The 15,183-nt window shown below is 34.6% G+C and carries 12 protein-coding genes; 11 read left to right on the forward strand and 1 reads right to left on the reverse strand.

Annotation, left to right across the window (positions count from 1 at the left end):
* Positions 1–89 precede the first annotated feature (89 nt).
* Entirely contained in the window at positions 90–2,915 is a 2,826-nt protein-coding gene (locus ACJJV4_RS16235; RefSeq protein ID WP_405296344.1) for a TonB-dependent receptor, read from the reverse strand.
* A gap of 209 nt (positions 2,916–3,124) precedes the next feature.
* Between ACJJV4_RS16235 and ACJJV4_RS16240 the strand changes: the two genes are divergently transcribed.
* The 11 genes from ACJJV4_RS16240 (at position 3,125) to ACJJV4_RS16290 (ending at position 15,070) form a co-directional block, all read left to right on the forward strand.
* Positions 3,125–4,156 carry a helix-turn-helix transcriptional regulator gene (locus tag ACJJV4_RS16240; protein WP_405296346.1) on the forward strand — a complete coding sequence of 344 codons (1,032 nt, stop codon included), beginning with the start codon at positions 3,125–3,127 and terminating at the stop codon, positions 4,154–4,156.
* Between the two features lie 204 nt (positions 4,157–4,360).
* Positions 4,361–5,533 (forward strand): MFS transporter, encoded by a 1,173-nt coding sequence (locus ACJJV4_RS16245; protein WP_405296348.1) that lies wholly within the window; start codon positions 4,361–4,363, stop codon positions 5,531–5,533.
* A gap of 6 nt (positions 5,534–5,539) precedes the next feature.
* Entirely contained in the window at positions 5,540–6,688 is a 1,149-nt protein-coding gene (locus tag ACJJV4_RS16250) for a Gfo/Idh/MocA family protein (RefSeq protein WP_405296350.1), read from the forward strand.
* Between the two features lie 129 nt (positions 6,689–6,817).
* Entirely contained in the window at positions 6,818–7,870 is a 1,053-nt protein-coding gene (locus tag ACJJV4_RS16255; RefSeq protein WP_405296352.1) for a sugar phosphate isomerase/epimerase family protein, read from the forward strand.
* Positions 7,870–8,661 (forward strand): DUF1080 domain-containing protein, encoded by a 792-nt coding sequence (locus tag ACJJV4_RS16260; RefSeq protein ID WP_405296354.1) that lies wholly within the window; start codon positions 7,870–7,872, stop codon positions 8,659–8,661. Before ACJJV4_RS16255 ends, ACJJV4_RS16260 begins: the two co-directional genes overlap by 1 nt.
* 13 nt (positions 8,662–8,674) lie before the next feature.
* Complete coding sequence (locus ACJJV4_RS16265) at positions 8,675–9,652, forward strand: ThuA domain-containing protein (RefSeq protein ID WP_405296356.1); 978 nt, start codon at positions 8,675–8,677, stop codon at positions 9,650–9,652.
* Positions 9,653–10,133: 481 nt separating this feature from the next.
* Complete coding sequence (locus ACJJV4_RS16270) at positions 10,134–10,700, forward strand: hypothetical protein (protein WP_405296358.1); 567 nt, start codon at positions 10,134–10,136, stop codon at positions 10,698–10,700.
* A 23-nt stretch (positions 10,701–10,723) separates the two neighbouring features.
* Complete coding sequence (locus tag ACJJV4_RS16275) at positions 10,724–11,899, forward strand: argininosuccinate synthase (protein WP_405296360.1); 1,176 nt, start codon at positions 10,724–10,726, stop codon at positions 11,897–11,899.
* A 3-nt stretch (positions 11,900–11,902) separates the two neighbouring features.
* Complete coding sequence (argC, locus tag ACJJV4_RS16280; RefSeq protein ID WP_405296362.1) at positions 11,903–12,880, forward strand: N-acetyl-gamma-glutamyl-phosphate reductase; 978 nt, start codon at positions 11,903–11,905, stop codon at positions 12,878–12,880.
* 241 nt (positions 12,881–13,121) lie between these two features.
* Entirely contained in the window at positions 13,122–13,916 is a 795-nt protein-coding gene (gene proC / locus ACJJV4_RS16285; RefSeq protein ID WP_405296364.1) for a pyrroline-5-carboxylate reductase, read from the forward strand.
* Between the two features lie 2 nt (positions 13,917–13,918).
* A complete protein-coding gene (locus tag ACJJV4_RS16290; protein WP_405296366.1) occupies positions 13,919–15,070 on the forward strand; it encodes an aspartate aminotransferase family protein in 1,152 nt (383 codons plus the stop codon).
* Positions 15,071–15,183: the final 113 nt, after the last annotated feature.

A 15,183-nucleotide genomic window follows, 5' to 3' on the forward strand; every position in this document is an offset into this window, starting at 1 on the left:
TGGTGTTGGTTTTTTTAACTTATGTAAAAGTATGTGCTTTTAATTTTTACGAGTTGTTCATATGGTCTTTTATGTGTATAATATGGTTCTTAAAATGTATAATTTAATTGTAATAGTGTCGATCTTGGTATAACTGGTACAACAATAAAACTAGCGTCAGGATTTTCGTTAATATATTCTTGAGTTGTTCCATTGGCATTTGCTCCAAAAGAATTTGCTCCAAAAAAGTTAGCTAAACCGTCAGAATTTAAAATATTACTTGCTAAAAGGCGTGCGCTTAAATTTTTATTTATTTGATATCCCATACCAGCATCAAAAACACTGTAAGCAGCCAATTGAAAAGCGTTTGCTACGTTGCCTTCACGTTTGCCTGTGTATTTCCATTTAATGAAAGATGAAACTTTGTCTTTCTGAAATTCTGCAGATAAATTAAATAGCAATTTTGGATTGAATGGTAATCTATTTCCTGAATAGTCTATAATACTATCATCTGCAATATCAACAGATCCCGCGGCATCATAAATATTCCATTTTGTGGCCTTTGGGTTTTGTAAAACACCATTAAAACGAAAGGTTAAATATTGAATAGGATTGTAAATGGTTTCCCATTCTAATCCCAATGTCTGTGAGCTGTTAAACTGTATTGGCGTGTAAAAAATACTACTTGTATTATCATCAAATTCAAAATTAGAAACTCCAATATTTTTTAATTGACTCCAAAAAAGTGTTGTTGTAAATGAGAAATCTTTTAAAGCTGATTTTAGTCCTAATTCCGCTTGTTTAATTTTTTGAACTTCGCCCGCCTTAATAATAGGCACGTTAGCAAAGTTGTTGAAATAATAATTTAACTCTGGTGCTTTATTTCCTCTTGAATAGCGACCAAATAAAGAAACATCTTCTGTTAATTTAATATTTAAACCTGCTGAATATGATAAGTAATTATAGTTGAAATTAAAGGAGTCGCGTTCACCTGTTGGCTGTAAAATGTTGTTATCATAAATAGTGGTTTCATCTGCATCTAAACCACCATTTTGCGTAAAAGGCGCACTGCGGTCATTACTCCCTTTATGGTAAATAGTTTCGTAGCGAATACCTAAATCGAGTTGAATTTTATCAGATAGTTTCCATATGTCGTTAGCAAATGTCGCTGCTTGAAAAACATCGGCGCGACTATTAGTAAAGAACAAGCCGCCATAATTGCTCACTCCATTTTCATCAGATAAGTAAAGAATGGGTTCGTTTGGATTTTCTAAAGTAACTTGTAGCATTGTTGGGTTGTTTTCGTAAGTTGAAAACGCGAAACTACCTTGTGTGAAAACAGATGTGTTGGATATGCCGGTAGAAAAACCAAAGCTAAAATCGTGATAATCCCACGTTTTTCTTAAGGTTAATTGTTGCATAAACTCATCAGCATCATTGTCTTTATACCATGTTGATGTTCCTAAAACGGCATCGTTTGGTAATGTGTCATCAGTTAAATAATTTATAGGGCTTCCTGCAAAAATAGGGCTGTTATCAATTCTAGCCATTTCTGCTCCAGTTTGGGCGTTTTTAAAAATAATTTGCCCAACAGGGAATGGATTGCCATTACTTGGTAAATAATAAGTTGTTGGATCGCTAAGAGATACAAAAGCATTACTAATAGAGGTTTGCCAATTAGCATTTTTAGTCGAAAACTTCATATTGTTTTTTATAGACCAATTATTATTTAAGTTTTGGAATAAATCGAAACCAAACGCGAGGTCTTTAGCATGAACACCCTTTGATGGGTTAAAACTATTTGTTTTACCAGTCTCTAAATAACGACCATCTGGAATAGAGGCGGAGTAAGCTGGCATTAAAAGCGCTGTAGAATTAAAATCTTGTCCAAAAGCAGCTTTGGGGTTATCCCAGTTTGTCGCAGCAACGCCGTTGTAACGATTTGTGTAATCATTTAAATATTTTCCGTAAAGTTTAAAATATCCACGAGAGTTCACTTTAGTTAAGTTGAATTTAAACTGTCCGCCTTTACTAAAAGTGAAATCTGTATTTCTTGCGCCATCATCATGTCTATAATGGCCTCCCGCATTAAAACTCCAGTTGTTTCCTAGTGTCCCGCCTAAGACGGCATCTCCGCGGTAATAGGCATTTCCTTCTCCTTTAATACCTGTTTGAAGTTGAACTTCTCCATTTAGTTCTTTCGACGTTTGGTTTCTTGAAATAAAGTTATAAACACCACCTGGGGCATTCATAGCAGTTATCGATGCGCTACCACCTCTTAGAGCTTCAACGTTAGCAGTCATTAAATCTACACGATGGAATAAATCTGGTCCGTAGTATGAGTGTTGTACCAAACTTACGGGTAAGTCATCTTCTTGTAAAGATACATAATACCAACCCATATCATCTTCGGCTGCAGCCGAAACTCCTCGGGTATAAACACGAGTAAAAACCTCCCCTGCAGAGGCATCTACAAAAGTGCCAGGGATGTTTTGTAATAAATTTGCCGTGCCTTGCGGAACCACTTGTTTTAAGGATTGAGTATTTAAAGTACTTACCGAAGAACTCGATTCTAATTGTGTTTTTGGAGTAAAACTACCTGTAACAACAACGGTGTGTAAATCCAATAAATCGGTATCTAGAATGTAGGACAGTGCCATATTTTCCCTACTAATCTTAATGGCATCTTTAATAGGTTTAAAGCCTAAATGAGAAATACTAATAATAAAGTCTCCAGAGGGAATGTTACTTAAATTATATTTACCCTCATCATTTGAGATACTAAAAATGACGGGGTTAGTATTTAAACTAACGGATACTCCAGATATAGGTTGGTTATTATTATCTGTAATTATACCGTTAATAGAAGATTGAGCATTTGTAAATAATGTTTGTGCTAGCATCAGAGTAAATACTAGTAGTTTAATTTTGGTCATAAGTTTCTAGGGTGAAATAGTTGGTTCATAATCGAACACAAATTTATAAAATTTATCTACATTTTTGTTTGGATATTGTCACTGAAAGGATTTAAACAAGACTAAGAAACGTAGTAAAAGCAATCTGTTATATCAATTTTAACGGAACACAAATTTTTATTTGATAAAAAATATGTACTTTGCGTGGTGTAAATGTTCAAATAATTTCAGTGAAAGTAAACAAAATAAATATTGAGCCTTATGAGGCTGATGGTATTGTGTACCATGCTGATACTTGTTTGCCATTAATTGATGCGTTTAATCGAAAAAAAATAAAGTTTAAAGCTTTAGCGAGGCATACATACCCTGGCGATCGATTAGATGAACATACCTTGGGTATAAATAGTATTGGGTATTGGGATGCTAATGAACCGCAAGATTGGGGCCTCGATTGGCACCGTAATGAAGGTATTGAATTTCATTTTTTAGAATCGGGTTCCATGCCTTATTCTCAGGAAAACAAAGAAGTGTTATTAACGCCTAACCATTTAACAATTACGCGCCCATGGGAGGCACATAAAGTAGGAAATCCATACGTTGGTATGGGGAAGTTCTATTGGGTTATTATTGATTTAGGTGTACGAAGGCCACATCAAGATTGGGTTTGGCCAGAGTGGATAACCTTGACGCCAAAAGATTTAAATAGACTTACAACTATTTTAAGACAGAATGAGAAATCCATCTGGAAAACAGATCAAACCGTTCGCGATTGTTTTTCAAGAATTAATAAAGCAGTTAATTCTGATGAAAATGGTAGTAACGCCTCTAAAATAAGATTATTAGTCAATTACTTATTAATTCTTTTATTGGATTTATTAAATACAGATGATGTTGTGTTGGATGAAAAACTAACGGATAGTTCTCGTAGTGTAAAATTCTTTTTAGATGAATTAATTAATAATTTATCTGAAAATTGGACTGTAGAACTTATGGCAGAGTCTGCAGGAGTTGGAGTAACAAGATTTACACATCATTGTAAGCGTTTAACTAATGTAACACCCATGCGTTATTTAACCATGAAGCGTCTCGATTTATCTAAAAAAATTCTTAAAGAAAACAGTGAATTAACTATTGCAGAAGTTGCGTATATGTGTGGTTTTGCAACGAGTCAATATTTCGCAACAGTTTTTAAAAAGCATGAAAAATGCTCGCCTAATATGTATAGAGTTAAGCATGCGATTACCCATGAAGAATGTGTTTAAATTATTTCACTGAATAAAAATACACGTTATTTAAAAATCTATTCTCTATTTTCACTAAGTAGAAATTACAGTTATAAATTTTATATCAAAACTAAAACGATCCTTTTAGATCGATAATCTATCATAGAGGTTTATTTTGTTACGTTTTGTAGTTAATGTTATGATGTAATTTGTACACCAACCAAACCAACTAAAAATTTTAAAATGGAAAACATTAATAAGAAGCGACTCTTTCTTGGGAGTTGTTTAGCATTAATTACAACGGCAATGACATTTGCCATTCGCGCACGATTAGAAACTGTTTTTGGCCCAGAAGGCGTAGGTTTAACTTTAGAACAAATAGGTTACGCATTTACACCTGCTTTTTTTGGCTTTACATTAGCCATGATTTTTGGCGGACCATTAGTCGATTTTTTAGGTATTAAAAAAATCACATGGATTGCCTTCGTAATGCACGCTGTTGGAATTGTTTGGACTATTATGGCCGATTCTATGACCTCACTGTTTTTAGCAACATTATTTGTAGGTATCGGAAATGGCATGGTAGAAGCGGCTTTAAATCCTATGATTGCTTCTATGTATACCAACGAAAAAACAAAAATGCTAAATAGATTTCATGTTTGGTTTCCTGGCGGTATCGTTATTGGTTCTATTGTAGGCTGGCTCGTTATGGATGTTATGGGCTTAAGTTGGCAAATTATGGTTTCAACTTTATTTATACCATTGGTATTATATGCTGTATTGTTTTTTGGGCAAAAATTCCCGGTCACCGAGCGAGTGCAAATGGGTATAAGCAACAAGAAAATGTTTGCAAGTGTAGGGAAACCTTTGTTTCTGTTAATGGTGTTTTGTATGCTTTTAACAGCTGCGTCAGAGTTAGGTACCACGCAGCGTATAGAGTCTTTATTAAAAGAATCGGTTGCTGTGCCACTGTTAGTTTTAGCTTTTATTAATGGTATTATGGCGTTAGGAAGATTATCTGCAGGGCAGGTGGTTCATAGATTAAAACCTTCGGGTATGTTATTGTATTCAGCAATATTCACTTTTATAGGTTTATGGCTGTTAACAGTAACGAGTGGCGGAATGACGTTTGTTGCAGCAGCAGTTTTTGCGATTGGTGTAACATTCTTTTGGCCAACCATGTTAGGCTTTGTTGCAGAATATTTACCAGAAACGGGAGCACTAGGGCTTTCAATTATGGGTGGAGCAGGTATGTTTTCTGTATCATTAGTATTACCAATTATGGGGAAATTGATGGATGATGCCAATGCATCGGAAGCATTAAGAACCATGTCTATTTTACCCGCAATCCTTATTGTGGCCTTTTTAGGTTTAAAATTTTATATGAAAAAAAGAAATAAAACAGAAAAAGCATAATTAGTTATGACAAGAAAATTAAGAATGGGAATGATAGGTGGCGGTGCCGGATCATTCATCGGAGATGTACACCGCAGAGCCGCAGCCATTGATGGTATGATAGAATTAGTTTGCGGGGCTTTTAGTAGTAATGAAGAAAAGTCCAAAACATCAGGAAAAGCATTATATCTTCCAGAAGATAGGTGCTATGGTAGTTTTGAGGAAATGATTTTAAAAGAAAAGGAACTTCCTGAAGGTATTCGTATGGATTTTGTTTCTATTGTAACGCCAAATCATATGCATTTTCCTCCTGCAAAATTAGCTTTAGAAAATGGGTTTAATGTGGTTTGCGATAAGCCGATGACGTTAACATTAGAGGAAGCTATCGCTTTAGAAACTATAATTGAAAAAAGCGGAAAGCTTTTTGCTTTAACGCATAATTACACTGGTCACCCCATGGTAAAGCAAGCGCGAGCTATGGTTGCTAAAGGTGATTTGGGTAAAATTAGAAAAATACAAGTGCAATACTTGCAAGGTTGGTTGTCTACGGCTGTAGAGCAAACCGGACAGAAACAGGCCTCTTGGCGAGTAGACCCGAGTAAATCTGGTATTGGTGGTGCTTTAGGTGATATTGGAACACATGCTGAAAATTTAGCCGAATACATTACAGGTCTAAAAATTGAAGAACTTGCTGCAGATTTAGGAAAGTTTGGAGAAGGCCGTGTGCTTGATGACGATGGTAATTTATTACTGCGTATGGAGAATGGAGCTAAAGGTACCATGTCTATTTCGCAAATTGCTTTAGGAGAAGAAAATAATTTAGCTATAAAGGTTTATGGCGAAAAAGGAAGCTTGGAATGGCATCAAGAAAATCCGAACCAATTAATTACGCATTGGTTAGAAGAGCCTGTTAAAATATATACACCAAATGGGAATAACTTATATGAAGAAGCCCTAAATGTTTCTCGTATTCCGGCAGGACATCCAGAAGGATATTTAGAAGCTTTTGCAACTATTTATAAAAATTTCGCAACACATTTAATGGCTGTTTTAAATGGTGAAACTATTGATAAACCAGATTATCCAACGGTGAAAGATGGTATTCGAGGTATGCAATTTATTTATGCAGCCGTAGCAAGTGATAAAAATAATGCTGCTTGGACAAAAATAGAATAACGATATAACTAAAATTGGTGGATGTTGCGTTAGGGATTGAACGGCCTGTTTAAGCTCCCCGACCAACGGAAGGGAGCGAGTAGAGAAAGCCCGACCCTTGGGTAACGCCAAAAAAAAACAAGATAAAACATGAAAACAATAAAAGGACCGGCTATTTTTTTAGCGCAATTTGCAGGAAGTGAAGCGCCATTTGATACTTTAGATAATTTATGTAAATGGGCTGCCGATTTGGGGTATAAGGGCATTCAAATTCCAACCTGGGAAACGGGATTAATCGATATTGAAAAAGCTGCCGAAAGTCAAACCTACTGCGATGAGCTAAAAGGAAAAGTGAATTCGTATGGATTAGAAATCACAGAATTATCTACACATCTACAAGGGCAGTTAGTGGCTGTAAATCCCGCTTATGATACTTTATTTGATGGTTTTGCTCCCGATGCTGTAAAAGGAAATCCAAAAGCAAGAACGGAATGGGCGATTGATTTTGTTAAAAAATCGGGAACAGCAAGTGGGCGTTTAGGTTTAAAATCTCATGCATCATTTTCTGGCGCGTTATTGTGGCATACTATGTATCCATGGCCGCAGCGTCCTCAAGGTTTAGTGGAAATGGGATTTGAAGAATTGGCAAAGCGTTGGACTCCAATTTTAAATCATTTTGACGAACACGGAGTAGATATTTGTTACGAGCTTCATCCTGGAGAAGATTTACATGATGGTGTATCTTTTGAGCGTTTTTTAGAAGCTACTGAAAATCATAAACGTGCTAATATTCTTTACGATCCGAGTCATTTTGTACTTCAACAATTAGATTATTTAAAATTCATAGATTATTATCACGAACGTATTAAGGCGTTTCATGTAAAAGATGCAGAATTTAATATGTCTGGTAAACAAGGTGTTTACGGTGGTTATTCCGATTGGCAAGATCGTGCTGGTCGTTTTAGATCTTTAGGAGATGGACAAGTAGATTTTAAAAGTATTTTCACAAAACTTACCAAGTACGACTGCGACGTTTGGGCAGTAATGGAGTGGGAGTGCTGTATAAAATCTTCAAGTCAAGGGGCTAGAGAAGGTGCGCCATTTATCGAGAAACACATTATTGAAGCAGCAGAGCGTAGCTTTGATGATTTTGCTGGAGCAAAGCCAGATGAAGCCTATTTAAAAAGTATATTAGGAATTTAATGAATAAAGGTTTAATAATTTTAATAGCGCTGGTTTTTATTTCTTGTAACAATAAAGTTGTGTTTGTTGATTCCGAACATAAAGTGGATTCTCAGCAAGAGCTTATGGAACCAACAGAGCCAAAAGCTACTGAGGCTTGGGAACCTAAACCCAAAGTGGTTACAGTGCACGAGGATACTAAAATTCCATCGGATGCCATTGTATTATTTAATGGTGAAAATTTCAGTGAATGGGAGTCCTCTGCTGATGCTTCAGGTGTGGAATGGATTTTAAATTCAGATAAAAGCATGACTGTTAAAAACAAAGCAGGCGATATACAAACCAAACGTAATTTTGGGGATATTCAACTTCATTTAGAATGGAAATCTTCAGAAAAAATAAAAGGTAAGGGGCAAAGTCGTTCTAATAGTGGTGTCTTTATCCAAGGCAGATATGAAGTGCAAGTATTGGATAATAATAACAACGAAACCTATGTAAATGGTCAAGTAGGCTCTATATACAAGCAAAGTATTCCGCTAGCTCAGGCATCTTCAAAAATAGGGCATTGGAATATTTATGATATAATTTATCATGCTCCCGTATTTAGTGAAGCAGGCGATAAAACAAAAGCGGGTACAATAACGGTGCTTCATAATGGTGTGTTAATTCAAGATCATTATAAAATTAAAGGCTCTACAGCATTTATTGGCTGGCCTAAAAACACCCCACACGGAAAAGCACCAATTAAGTTGCAAGATCATCGGGATAATAGTGGTGTTAGTTATAGAAATATTTGGGTAAGAGAATTATAAAAAAATAGAAATTATGATAAATCGTATTGTTGTTTTACTAATTAGTCTTTGTTTTATTAGCAATAGCTATTCGTGTAATCCAATTAAAAGTAAAATAAAAGTACTTATTGTTGATGGACAAAATAATCATACGGTTTGGCCAAAGTCCACCATCATGATGAAACAATATCTTGAGGAGACAGGTATGTTTACTGTAGATATTGCTAGAACTAAGTATTTAAATAATAGTGAGCAAAATAAAGAATGGTTAGGATTTGCAAAGGTTGAAGAAGGGATTGAAGGCAAGCCGAAAACGGATCCAGATTTTAATCCTAAATTTTCAAAATATGATGTAGTGATTTCTAACTTTGGACATAAAGCTGCTTCGTGGCCAGATAAAGTACAAAAGAATTTTGAAAAATATATTAAAAAAGGAGGTGGTTTTGTAAGTGTACATGCAGCTGACAATAGTTTTCCAGAATGGACGGCTTATAACGAAATGATTGCCATTGGTGGTTGGGGAGGACGTACGGAAAAGCATGGTCCATACCTATATATTGATAAAGACAATAAGCCTAAAAAAGATTACAGTCCGGGTAATGGCGGAACGCATGGTAAAAGAGAGGCTTTTGCTGTAACTAACTACAATACAGAGCATCCAATTACTAAAGGTATGCCAAAGGTTTGGATGCATGCACCAGATGAATGTTATGCGTTTTTAAGAGGTCCAGCCGAAAATGTAACCATTTTAGCTACTGCTGTATCTACTAAGAAAAAGCCAGAGTTGGAACAAAAAGAACCTGTAGTCATGGTTATAAACTATGGTAAAGGCCGAATATTCCATACTACTTTGGGGCACGACACTAAATCTTTTGAATGTGTCGGTTTTATAACTTTACTAAAACGAGGGGTAGAGTGGGCTGCAACTAATAAAGTGACTCAAACGGAGTTGCCAGATGATTTTCCGTCTGCTAACACCCCATCTTCAAGAAATTTCAATTTCGTAAAATAGGAATATTGAATTTTTTAAGAAATATTAATCTATCTCTGCTTTTCGATAATAAAAATGTGAGATTAATATAATTGCACAACATTAAATATAAATATGCTCTATTTTTTATATTTAATGTTGTGTAATCCATAATTAGTTGTAATTTTGCGGCTTATATTAACGAAAGGGGCTCACGCCGACGATTTAGAGTTAATTTTTAAGGTAGTTATTCAGTGAAAACAGGAAACAACATATCTCTTATCTCTTCTGCTTTAGTAGTAAATACTATAGCATCTGTTGTGCGTTTTCCTCAAACTCGCCCCTAGGGGCTTTTCAGTTTAAGAAAGCTATTCGCTTTCGAATTTTCGTTATTTTTTAAAAATTAAATAAATCATCCTTAAATTAAGTATGGTTTAAAGAATATTTTAGGTTTAAGAATCAATTATTGATTTTTAAGTTATCGATTAAATTGAATATTGGTTTTGCAAAACAACACACTAAAATGGATACTACATTGCACATGGATATAAATACGGTTATAGAGCAAGCGGAGCTATATTGTGATGAACAGGATATAGAAATTAAGTTAGTCTATAAGCTTTCAAACAAAACTTTAGAAATTATTTCAGAAAGATCAAAAGAGCTTAATACTTTGTATTATGTTGATGTAGAAATGCTTAGAAAGCGTTCTGAAAATGGTTGTTTTATATTGAAAAAAAACGATCGTATTTATGGTCATATTTTTGTTCATGAACACTTAGTAAAAGGGCATTCTGTTTTTGAGCGTACATCGTTATGGGTAGATCGAGATTGTAGAAGTTATAACCTTGGTTTATTATTAATGGCTAGAATGACCGAGTTATTTTCTGATTTTTTTTTAATTTCGGTGGCACAGACTCCTAAAGTACATCACTACAATGAAATGCTTGGGATGACGCATGTTCGCTTGTCTAATATGTCTGCTGTGTTGGTTGAAGAACTTGAGAAATTAGGGAAATTGCGGGATGAGTTTAGTTTTAGGTATTATGTTAATGAATGCTTCAAATCTGAGATAGGACAATTAAAATAAATAAGTTATACAAATATAATTAAATGAAAAAATTAGTAATAGCATATAGTGGAGGTTTAGATACATCATATTGCGCAGTAAGTTTATCTAAAGAATACGATGTACACGCTGTTAGTGTTAATACAGGTGGATTTACTCCTGAAGAAATTGAACATATTGAAAGTAACGCTTATAAAATGGGCGTTTCAACTTACAAAAATATTGATGCCGTAGCTACATTTTACAACAAAGTAGTTAAGTATTTAATTTTTGGAAACGTTTTAAAAAATGGTACCTATCCATTGTCTGTAAGTGCAGAACGTATTATTCAAGCTATTGAAATTATAGAATATGCTAAAAGTATTGATGCAGAGTATATTGCGCATGGTAGTACTGGTGCAGGGAATGACCAAGTACGTTTTGATATGATTTTTCAAACCTTGGCACCGAACATTAAAATTATTACGCCAATTAGAGATAAGAAATTAGCAAGACAAGAAGAAATAGATTATTTAAAAGCTGAAGGTATTGATATGCCATGGGAAAAATCTAAGTATTCTGTAAATAAAGGGCTTTGGGGAACTAGTGTAGGAGGTGTTGAGACCTTAAATTCTGAAAAACCATTGCCTAGTGAAGCATATCCATCGCAATTAGAAAAAGAAGGTGAAGAGAAAGTAACGCTAACATTTAAAAATGGAGAGTTTGTAGCTTTAAATGGAGAAGAAAATGCACCAGAAGTTAATATTGAAAACTTAAATAACATAGCTTCTGCTTATGCTATTGGTAGAGATATTCACGTTGGAGATACCATTGTTGGAACTAAAGGACGTGTTGGTTTTGAAGCTGCAGCTGCTTTAATTACTGTAAAAGCACATCACTTGTTAGAGAAGCATACTTTAACAAAATGGCAATTACAACATAAAGATTATCTTTCTAGTTTTTACGGTATGCATTTGCATGAAGGACAATATTTAGACCCAGTAATGAGAGATACGGAAGCATTTTTACAAAGTTCTCAGAAAATGGTTTCTGGAGATGTTGTAGTTTCTTTAAAACCTTACCATTTTTCATTAGATGGAATAGTATCTAAGCACGATTTAATGTCGAGCAAGTTTAGTACTTACGGCGAAGAAAATAAAGCGTGGACTGCAGATGATGCTAAAGGATTCATCAAAATTATAGGGAATCAAAATAAAATATACAGACAAGTAAATTCTTAGAATATGATTAATGTTGGAATTATTGGTGGAGCTGGTTATACAGCAGGAGAGTTAATTAGATTATTAATTAATCACCCTGAAACCAAAATAGATTTTGTTTTTAGTACAAGTAACGCTGGGAATAAAATTAGTAAAGTGCACCAAGACTTAGTAGGGACTTTAGATTTAGAATTCACAGATACTGTAAATCCAAAAGTTGATGTTCTTTTTTTATGCCTAGGCCATGGTAATTCTGTTAAGTTTTTGGAGGCTAATACATTTTCTGATGATACAAAAATTATAGATTTAGGAAATGATTTTAGATTAGAAGCCGATAAAGTTTTTAAAGGAAAATCATTTGTTTATGGTTTACCAGAACTAAATAAAGAAGCAGTTGTCAGTGCAAATTATATTGCAAACCCAGGGTGTTTTGCTACAGCTATACAATTAGGTTTGTTGCCATTGGCAAATGCTGGTTTATTGAATAAGGATGTTCATATTAATGCGGTAACGGGTGCTACTGGTGCGGGAACATCGTTGTCTGCAACTACCCATTTTACATGGAGAGATAATAACTTTTCGTATTACAAACCGTTTACTCACCAGCACTTAGGAGAAATAAATCAATCGGTTAAGCAATTACAAAGTAATTTTGCTGCCGATATTTTATTTATGCCAAATAGAGGCGATTTTTCTAGAGGTATTTTTGCTACGCTTTATACTGAATTTACTGGTACAATTGATGATGCAAAGGCGATGTATAAAGATTTTTATAAAGATGCTAAATTTACTTTTGTGTCTGATGAAGAATTACATTTAAAACAAGTAGTAAATACTAATAAATGTTTAATACATTTACATAAACATAACGGTAAATTATTGGTAACTAGTATTATTGATAATTTATTGAAAGGAGCTTCAGGACAAGCCGTGCAAAACATGAATTTAATGTTTGGTTTAGAAGAAGCTACTGGGTTAGGTTTAAAAGCGACTTATTTCTAGAATGTTTTAGATTTTGAGTATGCACACCTGAGTGGCGGATTAAGTATGAAAGGGCTTGTTTGAAGGTACCTAACTACCGTGAAAACTAGTAGTGAAATATTTATATTCGTGAGTTCTTTTTAATTTAGAACGAAAACCAGCGAATAGCGACCACTCCTTGTGATAACGCCAAAAAATAATTAATTAAGACTATTTCTGTTTTTCGCAGAAACATAAAAGAACGTATATAAAATAAGGCCATATGAGAGTAGCCATAATTGGAGCAGGTAGCTTAGGGCAATCGATAGCTAAGGGTTTATTAAGCTCGGAAGCGTTAACGAGTTTATATTTAACTAAACGAAACTTGAATGCTTTAAAGGATTTTGATGCTTCGGATAAAGTCACTTTAACTACAGATAATATTGAAGCTGTCCAGCATGCGGATATTCTTATTTTTGCCATTCAACCCAGACATTTTGAGGGTATTTTAAATGAGCTAAAACCACATTTAAGTAAAAACCATGTTTTAATTTCTGTAATTACCGGTTTTGCAATTGCAAGAATAGAGGCTATTGTTGGTGAAACTAGTTATGTTGTTCGTGCTATGCCAAATACCGCGGCATCTGTGGGACAATCAATGACCTGTATTTCTACCAATAAAAAAGGAAAAGAAAAAATAGATTTAGCCATGACTATCTTTAATAGTATGGGGACCTCGTTGGAAATTCCAGAGGAACAATTGCAAGCAGCTACCGTAATTTGTGCGAGTGGAATTGCCTTTTGGATGCGCTTAATTCGTGCAACAACGCAAGGAGCTGTTCAATTAGGGTTCGAAGCTCATGAAGCCCACCAGCTAGCTATGCAAACTTGTTTTGGAGCCGCTAGTTTATTAAAACAATCGGGTAAACATCCAGAGGAAGAAATAGACCGTGTAACTACGCCTAGTGGTTGTACTATTGAGGGTTTAAACGAAATGGAACACCGTGGTTTAAGCTCGTCACTTATAAAAGGAATTAATGCATCTTTTGAGAAAATTAACCAGATAAAAAATAATTAGCTATGCCACTATTTAATGTATATCCGTTGTACGATGTAACCCCTGTTTCGGGAAAAGGAGTTTATGTTTATGATGAAAATGGGACAGAATATTTAGATCTTTACGGCGGTCATGCTGTGATTTCTATAGGCCATGCTCATCCAAGATATGTAAAGGCTATTACTAAACAAGTAGAAGCGCTGGGTTTTTATTCTAATGCTATTCAAAATCCATTACAAATAAAGTTGGCTAATAGATTAGAGCGATTATCTGGTTGTGCAGATTACCAATTATTTTTATGTAACTCGGGTGCTGAAGCTAATGAAAATGCATTAAAATTGGCATCCTTCAAAACAGACAAAAAACGTGTTGTTGCCTTTAGTAATGGTTTCCACGGAAGAACTTCGGCTGCTGTTGCTGCAACCGATAATAAAAATATAATTGCTCCAATTAATGCGCAACAAGCTGTAACTATTTTACCGCTTAATGATATTGAAGGAGTAAAGAAAGAATTAGAAAAAGGAGATGTTTGCGCCGTTATTGTCGAGTTTATTCAAGGAGTAGGTGGTTTAGATCAGGGAACAGCTGAGTTTTTTGAACAAGTTGATATGTTGTGTAAAGCCAATAATACTTTTTTTATTGCTGATGAGGTGCAATCTGGTTATGGACGTTCGGGAAAATTCTTTGCGTTTCAGCATTATAATGTAACCCCAGATATTATTTCTATCGCGAAAGGTATGGGCAATGGTTTCCCGATTGGAGGTATTTTTATACATCCAAATATTGAAGCTAAATTTGGTATGTTAGGTACCACTTTTGGAGGTAATCACTTAGCATGTGCAGCAGGTTTATCGGTTTTAAGAGTTATTGAAGAACAGAACTTGATTGATAATGTTAATGAAATGGCTTGTTACTTTGTGAAATTAGCTAAAACCATTCCGCAAATAAAAAATATAAAAGGTAGAGGTTTAATGCTAGGTTTAGAATTCGATTTTGAAGTTGGCGATTTACGCAAAGAGCTAATTTATAAGCATCATATTTTTACCGGTGGAGCAATGAATAAGAATTTGTTAAGAATTTTACCGCCTTTAACGATTAGAAAAGAGCATATCAATATGTTTTTTGAAGCTTTAGTAGAAGTTTTAAACGAAATTGAAGAAGCTGTTGCCAAGTAAGGTATAGTGCGTAATAAAAGATGGAGGTTAGGTTGTTGCGTTAAGCAAGAAATTGATTTAGATTGATCAATTTTTAACAATCAACCCTTAATAGAACAAGAGAATATTATAAA

Origin of the sequence: Algibacter sp. Ld11, assembly GCF_045066735.1 — a bacterium.
Taxonomy (GTDB): Bacteria; Bacteroidota; Bacteroidia; order Flavobacteriales; family Flavobacteriaceae; genus Algibacter.

What these genes read in the sequence shown, in the direction of transcription:
- ACJJV4_RS16250 (WP_405296350.1), top strand. Translation starts at nt 5,540, where the DNA reads ATGACAAGAAAATTAAGAATGGGAATGATAGGTGGCGGTGCCGGATCA.
- ACJJV4_RS16245 (WP_405296348.1), top strand. Translation starts at nt 4,361, where the DNA reads ATGGAAAACATTAATAAGAAGCGACTCTTTCTTGGGAGTTGTTTAGCA.
- ACJJV4_RS16290 (WP_405296366.1), top strand. Translation starts at nt 13,919, where the DNA reads ATGCCACTATTTAATGTATATCCGTTGTACGATGTAACCCCTGTTTCG.
- argC (WP_405296362.1), top strand. Translation starts at nt 11,903, where the DNA reads ATGATTAATGTTGGAATTATTGGTGGAGCTGGTTATACAGCAGGAGAG.
- ACJJV4_RS16235 (WP_405296344.1), bottom strand. Translation starts at nt 2,915, where the DNA reads ATGACCAAAATTAAACTACTAGTATTTACTCTGATGCTAGCACAAACA.
- ACJJV4_RS16265 (WP_405296356.1), top strand. Translation starts at nt 8,675, where the DNA reads ATGATAAATCGTATTGTTGTTTTACTAATTAGTCTTTGTTTTATTAGC.
- proC (WP_405296364.1), top strand. Translation starts at nt 13,122, where the DNA reads ATGAGAGTAGCCATAATTGGAGCAGGTAGCTTAGGGCAATCGATAGCT.
- ACJJV4_RS16270 (WP_405296358.1), top strand. Translation starts at nt 10,134, where the DNA reads ATGGATACTACATTGCACATGGATATAAATACGGTTATAGAGCAAGCG.
- ACJJV4_RS16260 (WP_405296354.1), top strand. Translation starts at nt 7,870, where the DNA reads ATGAATAAAGGTTTAATAATTTTAATAGCGCTGGTTTTTATTTCTTGT.
- ACJJV4_RS16255 (WP_405296352.1), top strand. Translation starts at nt 6,818, where the DNA reads ATGAAAACAATAAAAGGACCGGCTATTTTTTTAGCGCAATTTGCAGGA.
- ACJJV4_RS16275 (WP_405296360.1), top strand. Translation starts at nt 10,724, where the DNA reads ATGAAAAAATTAGTAATAGCATATAGTGGAGGTTTAGATACATCATAT.